Source organism: Desulfovibrio sp. JC010 (assembly GCF_010470675.1).
Classification (GTDB): Bacteria; Desulfobacterota; Desulfovibrionia; order Desulfovibrionales; family Desulfovibrionaceae; genus Maridesulfovibrio.
The window spans coordinates 151,447-164,167 of the sequence record NZ_VOIQ01000008.1; the positions used below are offsets into that span (position 1 = coordinate 151,447).

General features: G+C 51.4%; 11 protein-coding genes. All 11 read left to right on the forward strand.

The features are described 5' to 3' along the window. Positions 1 to 180: 180 nt before the first annotated feature. The 11 genes from asnB to FMR86_RS10900 all read left to right on the forward strand — a co-directional run bounded on the left by asnB (position 181) and on the right by FMR86_RS10900 (position 12,711). Positions 181 to 2,148, forward strand: a complete 1,968-nt coding sequence (gene asnB / locus FMR86_RS10850; protein WP_163351310.1) for an asparagine synthase (glutamine-hydrolyzing) — start codon at positions 181 to 183, stop codon at positions 2,146 to 2,148. Then, complete coding sequence (locus FMR86_RS10855) at positions 2,145 to 3,254, forward strand: glycosyltransferase family 4 protein (protein WP_163351312.1); 1,110 nt, start codon at positions 2,145 to 2,147, stop codon at positions 3,252 to 3,254. Before asnB ends, FMR86_RS10855 begins: the two co-directional genes overlap by 4 nt. Before the next feature lie 3 nt (positions 3,255 to 3,257). Next, a complete protein-coding gene (locus FMR86_RS10860) occupies positions 3,258 to 3,860 on the forward strand; it encodes a sugar transferase (protein WP_163351314.1) in 603 nt (200 codons plus the stop codon). A gap of 1 nt (position 3,861) precedes the next feature. Next, complete coding sequence (locus tag FMR86_RS10865) at positions 3,862 to 4,479, forward strand: acetyltransferase (protein WP_163351315.1); 618 nt, start codon at positions 3,862 to 3,864, stop codon at positions 4,477 to 4,479. A 140-nt stretch (positions 4,480 to 4,619) separates the two neighbouring features. Next, on the forward strand, positions 4,620 to 5,759 hold the full coding sequence (locus FMR86_RS10870) for an aminotransferase class I/II-fold pyridoxal phosphate-dependent enzyme (protein ID WP_373682472.1): 1,140 nt from the start codon (positions 4,620 to 4,622) through the stop codon (positions 5,757 to 5,759). A 3-nt stretch (positions 5,760 to 5,762) separates the two neighbouring features. After that, complete coding sequence (locus tag FMR86_RS10875) at positions 5,763 to 7,634, forward strand: nucleoside-diphosphate sugar epimerase/dehydratase (RefSeq protein WP_163351317.1); 1,872 nt, start codon at positions 5,763 to 5,765, stop codon at positions 7,632 to 7,634. Between the two features lie 78 nt (positions 7,635 to 7,712). Further along, complete coding sequence (locus FMR86_RS10880; protein ID WP_163351319.1) at positions 7,713 to 8,240, forward strand: winged helix-turn-helix domain-containing protein; 528 nt, start codon at positions 7,713 to 7,715, stop codon at positions 8,238 to 8,240. Between the two features lie 36 nt (positions 8,241 to 8,276). Continuing rightward, positions 8,277 to 9,434, forward strand: a complete 1,158-nt coding sequence (locus FMR86_RS10885) for a DegT/DnrJ/EryC1/StrS aminotransferase family protein (RefSeq protein ID WP_163351321.1) — start codon at positions 8,277 to 8,279, stop codon at positions 9,432 to 9,434. A gap of 4 nt (positions 9,435 to 9,438) precedes the next feature. Further along, complete coding sequence (locus FMR86_RS10890; RefSeq protein WP_163351323.1) at positions 9,439 to 10,584, forward strand: glycosyltransferase; 1,146 nt, start codon at positions 9,439 to 9,441, stop codon at positions 10,582 to 10,584. Beyond that, positions 10,581 to 11,759, forward strand: coding sequence for a glycosyltransferase family 4 protein (locus FMR86_RS10895; RefSeq protein ID WP_163351325.1), 1,179 nt, complete (start codon positions 10,581 to 10,583; stop codon positions 11,757 to 11,759). Before FMR86_RS10890 ends, FMR86_RS10895 begins: the two co-directional genes overlap by 4 nt. Further along, positions 11,752 to 12,711, forward strand: coding sequence for an NAD-dependent epimerase/dehydratase family protein (locus FMR86_RS10900; RefSeq protein WP_163351327.1), 960 nt, complete (start codon positions 11,752 to 11,754; stop codon positions 12,709 to 12,711). The genes FMR86_RS10895 and FMR86_RS10900 overlap by 8 nt, the downstream gene beginning before the upstream one ends. Positions 12,712 to 12,721 lie beyond the last annotated feature (10 nt).

The following is a 12,721-nucleotide window of genomic DNA, read 5'->3' on the forward strand; positions in this document are numbered from 1 at the left end:
GAATCCCAAAAACTTTTATTAAGCTTCGCTGGGCTAATAATTAAAATATTTCAAATACCCCCAACTAACACGTTTTGGGAAAGGGGTGAGGAGTCCAGAGGAGAGGGGAAAACACTTTTTGGCGTTAGCAAAAGGGTTTTCCCCTCTCCTCTGGTTCCCGAAGGGCCGCCGGAGGCAACTATGTGTGGAATCGCTGGTTTTATTGATCTTACCAAATCTTCAGATGCGAAACGTCTGGAACGTATTGCCCATAAAATGGGTGACGCCCTGAACATGCGCGGCCCGGACGGCTGCGGCCAATGGTCCGATCCTGAGTGGGGCGTAGGGCTGGACCACCGCCGACTGGCCATCATCGACCTGACCGAAGAGGGCGTGCAGCCCATGCATTCCAGGTCAGGCCGCTATGTCACTGTCTTTAACGGCGAAATCTACAATTACCGCGACCTGCGTACAGAACTTGAACAGACCGAAGGCTTTCCGGGCTGGCGCGGCCATTCCGATACCGAAGTCATGCTGGAGGCCGTTGAACAATGGGGATTTGAAGAAGCCCTGAAACGGTTTAGCGGCATGTTCGCCATTGCCATCTGGGACCGCAAAGAGCACTGTCTGCTCCTTGCCCGCGACCGCATGGGCGAAAAGCCGCTCTATTATTCCCGGCAGGGTGATAATTTTCTCTTCGGCTCGGAGCTTAAAGCTCTCATGGGCTACAAAAAATATTTCAAACGCACAGTGGACCGCGACTCGCTGGCCGCTTATCTACGCTATTGCTACGTTCCCGCCCCGCACACAATTTTCAAAGATACATTCTGTCTGATGCCCGGCACATGGACCTGTTTACGCGCTAATGGCGAGCTCATGGAGCCCCGGCCATACTGGTCCCTGCTGGACTGTGCCCGTGAAGCTGAAAACAAAATTTTCACTGCCCCGGATGATGCGATTGTTGAAACGCTGGAAGACCTGCTGCTCAAAGTCATTGAGCGGGAAATGATCTCCGATGTACCGCTGGGCGCGTTCCTTTCCGGCGGGGTGGATTCCTCGCTTATCGTCTCCCTGATGCAGCAATGCGCACTGGCACCGGTTAAGACCTTCACCATCGGCTTTGATGATGAAGCATACAATGAAGCGGATGACGCCAAGGCCGTGGCCAAGCATATAGGAACCGAGCACACCGAACTGTACGTCACCCCCAAGGACGCGCTGGACGTAATTCCGCAGATTGCACAGATCTGGGACCAGCCCTTTTCCGATTCCTCGCAGATTCCCACCCACCTAGTCTCGCGCATGACCCGTGAACATGTGACCGTGGCCCTTTCCGGTGACGGCGGAGATGAACTTTTCGCGGGCTACAACCGTCATTTCAAAGGCTGCTCCCTGTGGAATAATCTTAAAAACATTCCCGCCCCGCTGCGCAGAATGCTTGCCGGCTGGATTTCATCGGTACCGCCGCAAAGCTGGAACAAAGTGTTCAAGATGTACGGCCCGTTCCTGCCGTCCAGCCTGCAGATACGTTTACCCGGTCAGAAAATACATAAGCTGGCCAATGTGATGGGCGCATCGTCTGCTGCAGACTATTATCGCGATCTGACTTCAATCTGGCTGAATCCCGAAACCGTGGTGCCGGGTGCCCGTGAGTTCAAGGGGCCGTTCCAGAATCCTAACCGCCAGCCGGAACAGGACAACCTGACCGCGTGGATGCAGTTCATGGACGCGGCCAACTACATGACCGACGACATCCTGACCAAAGTGGACCGGGCAGCCATGGCTGTCAGCCTTGAGACCCGCGCACCGTTTCTGGATCATGAGATAGTGGAATTTTCCCAACGTCTGCCCATGCATCTGCGCATAGCCAACGGTCAGGGCAAACATATTTTGCGTCAGATTCTGTACAAATACGTGCCGCAGGAAATGATCGAACGCCCGAAAATGGGCTTCGGCGTACCCATCGACTGCTGGCTGCGCGGCCCGCTGCGTGAGTGGGCCGAAGAACTGCTGGCCCCGGACCGTCTGGATAACGAAGGGTATTTCAACGTGGGAGAGGTGCGCCTTGCATGGAACGAACACCTGACCGGGATCAAGGATAACCAGTATAAAATCTGGAGTGTATTGATGTTCCAGAGCTGGTGCGAGCACTGGGAGATCGGGTCATGAAAATTGCAATTATCGGCGGGTACGGCCCGTCACTCATAAATTTCCGTGGCCCTATGCTGCGTGCCATGAAAAATGCCGGACATGAAGTCTACGGCATTGCCCCGCTGGATTCCCCGGACGTGCCTGAAAAGCTGGCCGCCATGGGTATTAAATTCATTGAGGCACCCATCCAACGAAAAGGCATGAATCCGCTTAAAGATTTGGTGGCTCTTTTCGCTCTGATAAAAATACTCAGACAAACTAAACCGGACGCTGTACTTTCGTATACCATCAAGCCTGTTATCTACGGCTCCATCGCTGCTAAGCTGGCCGGGGTTAAAAATATTTATTCCATGATCACCGGGCTGGGCTATGCCTTCGGTCAGACCTCCGGCAAACGGGGACTGCTCTTCAAGCTGGTCAAAAATATGTACCGCGCCGGACTGGCCTGTAACAACACAGTCATGTTTCAGAACCCGGATGACCGGGATTTGTTTAAAAATACTAGTATCATCCCGCAGGATAAAGTTACTGTGATTACCAATGGATCCGGGGTTGATCTAGGGCACTACGCAAGCTCCCCTGTTCCGCAGGGCGATCCTGTGTTCCTGTGTATTTCACGGCTGCTCAAAGAAAAAGGCGTGCGTGAATTTGCCGAAGCAGCTGTCCGCTTGAAGAAAAAATATCCGCAGGCCCGGTTCAGGCTGGTCGGCCCCCATGACCACGGACCGGATTCAATAAGTGACGATTTAATCGCAACATGGCAGAATGGCGGAGTTGAATGTGTCGGCCCGGTTGATGATGTGCGCGAAGAACTAAAGAATTGTTCGATCTACGTACTGCCGTCATACCGTGAAGGAACACCGCGCTCGGTGCTGGAAGCCATGGCTTCCGGACGGCCTATTGTCACCACTGATACCACCGGATGCCGGGAGACTGTGCGTGAAGGGCAGAACGGATTCATGGTTCCGGTAAAGGACATTGCTGCATTGGAGCAGGCTATGGAAAAATTCATTCTTCAGCCAGAATCCCTGCAGTACATGGGTGATGCTTCGCTGGAATATGCGGCTGAAAAATTTGATGTTAACAAGGTCAATGCGACCATTATGCAAGCCATGGGGCTGTAAAATATGACTGTTAAAAGATGCTTTGACCTTGTTGTTTCCATCACTGCGCTGATCATTTTCTTTCCCGTACTGCTGGGCGTAGCCATCGCCATCCACAAAAAAATGGGCGGCGGTATCTTTTTCATCCAACGCAGGCCCGGTCTGCACGGCAAGCCCTTCAACATCATCAAGTTCAAAACCATGTCCGACGCCAAAGATGAGCACGGCAAGCTGCTCCCGGATTCGCAGCGGTTGAGCAGGTTCGGTAAAATACTGCGCTCCACTTCACTTGATGAGCTGCCGGAACTGGTCAATGTTATCTTCGGAGACATGTCTCTGGTCGGCCCGCGCCCCCTGCTCATGCAATACCTTGAACGCTACAGCCCGGAACAGTCCAGACGCCATGACGTCCTGCCCGGCATCACCGGATGGGCACAAATCAACGGACGCAATGCAATTTCATGGGAAGACAAATTCAAGCTTGATGTCTGGTATGTGGATAACCACAACCTGTGGCTGGATATAAAAATCCTCTACCTGACCGTGGCCCGAGTTTTCAAACGTGAAGGCATCTCCCAGCCCGGGCAAGCCACCGCTCAGGAATTCATGGGTAACGGGGATAAATAAGATGAAAAAAATCATCATCATGGGTGCCGGAGGACACGGACAGGTCGTAGCTGATGCCCTGCTACAAATGGAAAAGGCTACCCCTGTTGCCTTTGTGGATGAAAGCAGAGAACTGCACGGTAAGGAATTAATGGGCATTCCTGTTCCCGGCGGCAATGCGGAGATCAATAAAATTGAACATGACGGCATTGTCATCGCCCTTGGCAACAATGAATTACGCAGACGGATTTTCAGTGAACTGAAACAGGCCGGGGAAAATTTGTTCACAGTCATCCACCCAAGGGCAATCATTGCGCCGGATGTTACAATCGGCGACGGCTGTATGATTCTGGCCGGAGCGGTCATCAATACTCAGGCCGAGATCAAAGACAATACCATCATCAACACCAACTCCACCATTGAACATCACAATGTTATCGGACCGCACGCACACATTGCCCCGGGAGCGACTCTGGGTGGCGAGGTCACAGTGGAAGAAGAGGCCATGGTCGGCATCGGAGCTACAGTTCTGCCACGGACGGTTATAGGCTCACAAGCTGTGCTTGGAGGCGGCTCTACGGCGATCAAAGACCTGCCTGACGGCTCAACAGCAGCAGGAGTGCCTGCCCGCATCAAATAGCACTTCCTTTGCAGGACAATATAAAGACAATCATTACAACTACTTTAGTAGGGATTGCGTCGTAACTGTACTAAAGGTTGAAAATATAATATCAGACCCGTTGTTGCTTATAATTATCAGCCGTAAAGGATTTTTTTCAAGTGTCCGCAAATAAGAATAAACGCATATACCTTTCCCCTCCGCACATGGGAGGCAAAGAGCAGGAATATGTCCGCCAGGCTTTTGAAAGCAATTTCATTGCCCCGCTTGGTCCCATGGTCAACGGTTTTGAACAGGATTTTTCAGAGTTGACCGGGTTCGGACATTGTGCGGCACTTTCCAGCGGGACCGCTGCCTTGCATCTTGCCCTGCGCATTGTGGGAGTTGAGCCGGGGGATGTGGTTATCGCCTCTTCCCTGACCTTTATCGGCAGCGTGAGCGCGGTAACCTTTATGGGTGCTGAGCCTGTATTCATTGATGCGGATTACAAATCATGGAACATGGACCCGGAGCTGCTGACTGAAGCTGTGGACCATTATATTTCAAAAGGACGCAAGCCAAAAGCGGTCATTCCCACCGACCTTTACGGGCAGTGCGCGGATTATGACCGCCTCCTTGAAATTCTTGAGCCGCACGGTATCCCGCTGATTGTGGATGCCGCCGAATCCGTAGGTGCCACCTACAAGGGCAGACATGCGGGCAAAGGCGCGCTCATGGCCGCTTACTCCTTTAACGGCAACAAGATCATCACCACTTCCGGAGGCGGCCTTCTGGCTTCGGATGATGAGGAAATGATCAGCCGGGCGCGCTGGCTTTCCCAGCAGGCCAAAGAACCGGAACCCTATTACGAACACAAGGAAATCGGCTACAACTACCGCATGTCCAATCTGGTAGCAGCTGTGGGGCGCGGACAGGTGGAAGTAATTCCTGACCGGGTGAAGCGTAAAAGGGAAATTTTTGATTACTATGAGCAGGAGCTTGGCGGCTGTCCCGGCATATCCTTCATGCCTGAAGCGGATTACGGTCAGTGCAACCGCTGGCTTTCTGTAATGCTGATTGATAAAAAAGAGTTCGGTGCCGGACCGGAAGAAATCCGCCTTGCATTGGAAGCTGAAAACATCGAGTCCCGCCCGGTCTGGAAACCCATGCATAAACAGCCGGTATTTAATGACAGCACAGTTTTCGGTGGCAAAGTCAGCGAAGACTTGTTTAAACGCGGCCTCTGCCTGCCTTCCGGCACAGCCATGACAGCAGAAGATATGAAAAGACTTGTAGACTTGATAAAAGGGTGCGGAAAATAAGATATGATCCACAACCTGCGTAATGCGAATTTTTATCTCATGGTCCTTTTGGACCTGCTTATATTTGTAGGTGCTTTTTACGGGGCCTACCTCTTCCGCTTTGATTTCAACGTGCCCGAATTTGCGCAACTTCAATGCCTTGAGTTGCTCAAATACACTGTGGTCATAAAATTTTCAGTGTTTCTGGGACTCGGACTTTACCGGGGCATGTGGCGTTACACCAGCCTGCGGGACCTCTGGCACATTCTGGAAGCAACTTTTCTGCAAACCCTGATTCTGGTCACTGTGGTGCTCTATAAATTCGGTTTCGACGGATTTTCTCGTGGCGTATTTATCATCGACTGGATGCTGACTGTCTTCATGTGCGGCGGCATGCGAGTCATGATCCGCTCTTTTTTCGCCTTCAAAGACGGTAACGCGATCCAGTTCTCCCCTGACACCTGCCCCATTGACGGTGAAAACGTCCTGATCATCGGAGCTGGGCGAGCCGGGGAAAAGGTTGTCCGCGAAATCAGATCCAGCGGACAGCTCAAATATTTACCCATCGGTTTTCTGGACAACGATAAGTCCAAAAGAGGCCGGACCATCCATGGAGTACCTGTTCTCGGTCCTTTGAGCGACCTGCAGGAGCTGGTGAAAAACAAATGCGTCAATGAAATCCTCATTGCTGTGGCCGAGGCTTCCGGCGAACAGATGCGCGAAATAATCGACGCCTGCAAAGAAACCGGACTGCCTTATAAAATCCTGCCCGGCATGGATGAAATCATCAACGGCAAGGTCGGCATCAAGGCCCTGCGTGATGTCAGTTATCAGGATTTGCTGGGCCGCGCTCCGGTGCAGCTGGATACCACCGCCATCAGCGAGTATCTTTCCGGCAAAACCGTACTGGTCACCGGATGCGGCGGGTCCATCGGTTCCGAGCTGGTCCGTCAGGTGGTGCGCTTCAATCCTGCGAAACTTATCCTCGTGGATTCCAGTGAAGCCAACCTCTACGGCATCCAGATGGAACTGCACCACGAACTTAAATTTCATGATTATGTGACCGTGCTCGGCTCCGTTCAGGATGAACAACTCATGGACGAGACTTTCGGCACATACAAGCCTCATACCGTATTTCATGCTGCCGCCTACAAGCATGTTCCCATGATGGAGCGCAACCCGTGGCAGGCAGTGCACAACAACATCTGCGGCACCAAAAACGTCATGACCGCAGCAGACAAACACGGCGTGGCCCGATTCGTCACTGTCTCCACTGACAAGGCTGTGCGCCCCACCAACATCATGGGCGCGTCAAAACGCGTAACCGAACTGCTCATGCGGCTGTTCCATGATTCCAAGACCACTTTCATGGCCGTGCGTTTTGGTAACGTAGTGGGTTCTTCCGGATCGGTAGTGCCGCTGTTCCGCAGGCAAATTGAAAAAGGCGGCCCGGTTACCGTCACCCATAAAGACGTAACCCGCTACTTCATGTCCATATCCGAAGCGGCCCAGCTCATTCTGCAGGCCGGGGTAATGGCTGACGGCGGTGAAATTTTCATTCTCGAAATGGGTGAACCCGTCAAAATCGCCGACATGGCCCGTGACCTGATCCGCCTTTCCGGCAAGGAACCGGACAAAGACATTGAAATCATCTTCACAGGTCTGCGCGAGGGTGAAAAACTCTATGAAGAGCTGATCACCGAAGGCGAAGGCATTGTCCGCACCGAACATGACAAGATTATGGTTCTCAAAAGTATTGAAAATGATCTTGAAGCCTACTGCGCCAAATTTAAAAGCCAGCTGGTCGAAATGAAGAAAGAAGCTGACGCATTCCACGCAGATGGAGTACGCGTAGTTCTGCATGACGTGGTGCCTGAGTTTGATGAGGAAGGGTAGCACCAGCTCTCATTTGAGTTAGTTGTTTGCCCGTTAAACGTTGACAGTTCGTTCAGAACAACTTAACAAACTCACATCATGCTGAAAGAACTATTTACATCCAAAACTAGAATCAAGCTGCTGTTAAAACTTTTTCTGAACCCTGACGTATCTTCATATCTCAGGGAATTAGCTGCTGAATTTGATGTTTCACCCAATGCCATGAAGGAAGAACTGGATGGCTTGAGTGAAGCCGGCTATCTCAATAAGAAAAAAGAAGGCCGCTACATATACTATAACGCGAACTCCACCCATCCCTTTTTTCCTGAAATCAGCTCAATTGTGCGCAAATATATCGGCATAGACCGTGTTTTGGAATATATCCTGTCAACCATCGGTGATGTGGATTCAGTCTACGTGCTTGATGACTATGCCAAGGGCATTGATTCCGGCATTATCGATGTACTCATCATAGGCGATGAGACCGATTCCGAACGAATTGTGGAACTTTGCAACAAAGCCGAAGAAGCCATCCAGCGCAAAATCAGAATCATGGTCCTGAACAGGACCGAATTCGAGAAAACCAGTGACATTTATTTAAGACGACCCAATTGGAAGGTCATCTAAAAACATATAACTATGCATTTAGTGGAGAATTAATCCATGAATATTCCTTTTATTGACTTGAAAAAACAGTTTTCGCGGGTTGAAAAACAGGTCCGTGAAAATATGGACACAGTACTGGATCACGGTGCCTACATCATGGGTCCGGAAATACCGGCCATTGAAGAACAACTGGCCGAATACTGCGGCACCAAACATGCACTGGGTTGTGCCTCCGGAACTGACGCCCTGACCCTCGCACTCATGTCTCTGGACGTAAAACCCGGCGATGCGGTTTTCACCACCCCGTTCACCTTTTTTGCCACTGCCGAAACTATTGCTTTGGCTGGCGCAACTCCCGTATTTGTTGATATTGATCCGGTGACTTTCAATATTGACCCTGAAAAACTGGACAAGACCATCGAAGCCCTCAAAGGCACAGACAACGGTTGCGTGCTCCCCAAAGTGGACGGACTGACCGCAAAGGGAATCATTTCGGTTGATATTTTCGGCCTGCCCGCTGACTACGAAGCAATCAAAGCCGTGGCAGATAAGCATGGCCTCTTCCTCATTGAAGATGCTGCCCAAAGCTTCGGCGGAGAATACAAAGGCAAACGCGCCTGCTCTCTGGGCGACATCACCTGCACCTCCTTTTTCCCAGCCAAGCCGCTGGGCTGCTACGGCGACGGCGGTATGTGCTTCACCGACGACGACCATCTCATCGAACGTCTGCGCTCCCACCGCGTCCACGGCATGGGACCGGACAGATATGACAACGTCCGCCTCGGTATCACCGGCCGTCTGGATTCCCTGCAGGCAGCAGTCCTGCTGGCTAAATTTGAAATCTTCCCCGAGGAAGTGGACCTTCGCGACAAGGTTGCAGCAACCTACGCCGAGCTTCTCGCGGATATCGAAGGTGTCACCGCTCCCTCTGTTCCCGAAGGATACCGTTCTGTATGGGCACAGTACTGCCCGCTGGCAACCGATACCGCACATCGTGAGCGCATCCAGAAGGCACTGGGAGAAAAGAACATTCCCTCTCCCATCTACTACCCTATTCCCATGCATCTGCAGACTGCATTTAAGGACCTCGGCTACCAGATGGGCGACTGCCCGGTAAGTGAAGATGCTGCCAGCCGCATTTTTGCTATTCCCATGCATCCCTACCTTGAAAGGGAGCAGCAGGAATTTATTGCTGATATTATCAGGAATGCATAACTAAATGGACAAAACCCTACTTGTCATCATAACAGATCGCCTTTCCCATATCATTGGGAAAGGCGAACTGATTGACCGCTACTACAATCCCGGCGGGGTCTTCAGTGATGTCCATATTCTGATGACTAATGATGACAGGCCGGACAAAGCCGCACTGCAGAGAACTGTCGGCGATGCAAAACTGACCCTGCATAATCTTCCGTCCGGAAAAGGGTTGCTCATGAAAACCCTCTGGCGTCCTTTTTTGCTGCGCAGCTGGGCAGAGCAGGCAATCGGGCTTGCCCGGAAAATCAAGCCGGACCTGATCCGCTGCTATGGGAATTTCCTGAACGGATATGCCGGGGCGAGAATAAAGGAAGAATTTGGAACTCCCCTTTTTATTTCTCTGCACACCCAGCCCGATCAGACCAGAGCCAATCCTGACGTGGATTTCAAAACCAAAGTCTTTTACGCCCTTTCAAAAGCTGTTGAGAAATACAGTCTGCAGAGAGCGGACAAAGTCAGCGGTGTTTACGGTTCAATCATGGATTACGCCCGCAACAAAGGAGCTGCAGCTCCTTTTGTAGCCTACAATGTGATTAACCCGGACAACATTATGCCCAAAAAAGATTACGGGTGTTCCGGACCTCTCAAAATTTTATACGTAGGCAGGGTTATTCCGGCCAAGAATCCGGAGAATATCATCCGCGGACTGCAGGGAATTAATGCCGAGCTCACTGTTGTGGGCAGCGGTTCAAAAGAACAGGAACTGGCGGAACTTGTCAGCGAACTGAAACTCGACTCCAAGGTCCGTTTCGTCCCGGCCATGGCTAACGATGAACTTTGCCGGACCATGCACCAGTACGATATTTTTGCCGGACATTCACAGTACAGCGAGTTTCCCAAGACAGTGCTGGAGGCTTCTTTATGCGGATTGCCCATTCTGTTCAATTCGCGTAGGGGAACGCCTGTCCCTGAATTTGAAAATAATATTGCAAAGATGGTTGAGGATTCCCCGGCCGGATACCGTTCAGGGATTGAATTCTTTTTAAGCGAGGCGAGACGCGAAGAATTCGGCACAAATGCTGCGCGCTATGCGAACGCGCACTGGGACCCCGCACAGGCGGAAAAAATCTTTGCAGATATTCACAGGGAATTGACTGGCAAATGAAAAAATCAATCCTCTTCATAACATACGATTTTCCACCGATTCTTTCACCGGAATCCATTCAGGTCCAGCGACGCGCATGTGCACTAGCCCGTAATGGGCACCGGGTACATGTCCTGACCTGCTGCGATAACCCTGATTTTGAATTTCTTGACCGGAAACTCAGCCGCGACCATGAGAATCTGACCATCCACCGGGTAAACAAATTGCCCGGTGAAAAATGGCTGCACTACCTTTGCGGCGGTATGGAAATCACCGACCGCAAATTCTGGTGGAAATTTCCCGCAGCGGGTGCAGCCGTCAAACTGATCAAAGAATTTCAGATCGACGCCCTTTACACCCACTCCACCCCGCTGGTGAACCACCTGGCCGGACTGGCGGTGAAGGAAACCGATCGCAATCTGCACTGGACCGCGCATTTTTCCGACCCGTGGACCCTGAACCCGTATCTCTCATACCGCACCGGAATTCAGCGCAAGATAAATAGACTTTACGAAAAAGCGGTGATCTCACGGGCTGACACCCTCACCGTCACCTCTGAAAAAACCAAAGAGCTTTTCGTGAAAGGACTTGAAGCTGACGGCAATAAGATAAAAGTCCTGCCCCATGTCTTTGATCCCGACCTGTACACCCGCAGGCAGACTGATCCGCAGAAAAAAATCGTCGCCCATACCGGAAATATTTACGGACTGCGTTCAGCTGCGCCGCTTATTGAGGCTGTCCACAAGGTTAAGCCGCAGAATCTCGAATTTCATTTTTACGGACGCATGAAAGAAGATGAACGGCAACTGGCGGAACAGAAGTGCCCGGAGCTGATAAAATTCTTTGATCCTGTGCCCTATCTGGATTCCATTAAAGTGCTTTCCGAAGCGGACATCCTGCTGGTTCTGGATGCCCCGCTCAAAGATTCTCCGTTCTTTCCTTCCAAGCTCGCCGATTACATAGGTGCGGGCAAACCCGTGGTGGCCCTGAGTCCTCTTTCATCCACCACCACCCAGATCGTGCGTGACATCCAGAAAGAACTGCTGGTGGCAGACAGCGCCGATGTACCGTCCATTGCCGCCCTTGTTCGCCGGTTGGACTCCACAGAGCCGGCTGCACTGCGTGACGAAGGAAAAGAATTTTACAACATGAACAACAGCTACGAAAATATTCGCGAGGCTCTTTTCAATGAATAATGCCAAAGTGCTTGTAACCGGCGGTGCCGGTGCCATCGGACTCAATCTGATTGAAAGACTGCTTGGAGCCGGAGCATCTTCCGTAATGGTTCTTGATGACCTTTCTTCCGGATACAAAAACTACCTGCCCGACGACGGACGGATCACCTTTGTCAAAGCCGACATCGGTCAGATTGAGACTTATCGCGAAGAAATGGACGCGTTTAAGCCGGACTATGTTTTCCATCTAGCCGCGCACTTTGCCAACCAGAACTCAGTGGACCATCCTTTCAGGGATGTACAGGCCAATATCATCGGCACCATGAATCTGCTGGAAATCTGCAAGGAGAACAAAGGGCTGAAAAAATTCGTCTACACTTCCTCTTCCTGCGTGTACGGCAACGCTGAAGTCATGAACGAAAGGGATTACATCTACCCCCATGAAACCCCCTACGCCATCAACAAATATACTGCGGAATTGTACGTGAAGTACTATGCTTCCATGTTCAATATTCCGTCTGTTTCCATCCGCGTTTTCAACACCTACGGACCGTATGAACCGCACGGGGCCTACCGCAACGTAATCCCCAACTTCATTGTCCGGGCCATGAAGGGCGAACCTCTTTTCATTACCGGAGACGGCACCGAGACCCGCGATTTCACCTTCGTGGGCAACACCGCCCAACTGCTGACTCTGGCCGCACTCTCAGAAGTAGCCGACGGTGACATTTTCAACGGCGGCACAGGCAAGCCGACCAAGATCATCGACCTTGCCAGACTGATCATCGAATTTACCGGATCTTCCTCTGAAATAGTCTTCAAAGAACGACGCAACTGGGATGCGGTAAAAGACCGCCTCTCCGACATTTCCAAATCATGGAAAGTTCTGGGTTATGACCCGGAAGTGCCTCTTGAGGAAGGACTCAAAAGGACTGTGGACTGGTACATGAATGATTACGAAATTGAAGACTAAAAGGACAGCA

What these genes read in the sequence shown, in the direction of transcription:
- asnB (WP_163351310.1), top strand. Translation starts at nt 181, where the DNA reads ATGTGTGGAATCGCTGGTTTTATTGATCTTACCAAATCTTCAGATGCG.
- FMR86_RS10890 (WP_163351323.1), top strand. Translation starts at nt 9,439, where the DNA reads ATGGACAAAACCCTACTTGTCATCATAACAGATCGCCTTTCCCATATC.
- FMR86_RS10900 (WP_163351327.1), top strand. Translation starts at nt 11,752, where the DNA reads ATGAATAATGCCAAAGTGCTTGTAACCGGCGGTGCCGGTGCCATCGGA.
- FMR86_RS10865 (WP_163351315.1), top strand. Translation starts at nt 3,862, where the DNA reads ATGAAAAAAATCATCATCATGGGTGCCGGAGGACACGGACAGGTCGTA.
- FMR86_RS10875 (WP_163351317.1), top strand. Translation starts at nt 5,763, where the DNA reads ATGATCCACAACCTGCGTAATGCGAATTTTTATCTCATGGTCCTTTTG.
- FMR86_RS10860 (WP_163351314.1), top strand. Translation starts at nt 3,258, where the DNA reads ATGACTGTTAAAAGATGCTTTGACCTTGTTGTTTCCATCACTGCGCTG.
- FMR86_RS10895 (WP_163351325.1), top strand. Translation starts at nt 10,581, where the DNA reads ATGAAAAAATCAATCCTCTTCATAACATACGATTTTCCACCGATTCTT.
- FMR86_RS10880 (WP_163351319.1), top strand. Translation starts at nt 7,713, where the DNA reads ATGCTGAAAGAACTATTTACATCCAAAACTAGAATCAAGCTGCTGTTA.
- FMR86_RS10885 (WP_163351321.1), top strand. Translation starts at nt 8,277, where the DNA reads ATGAATATTCCTTTTATTGACTTGAAAAAACAGTTTTCGCGGGTTGAA.
- FMR86_RS10855 (WP_163351312.1), top strand. Translation starts at nt 2,145, where the DNA reads ATGAAAATTGCAATTATCGGCGGGTACGGCCCGTCACTCATAAATTTC.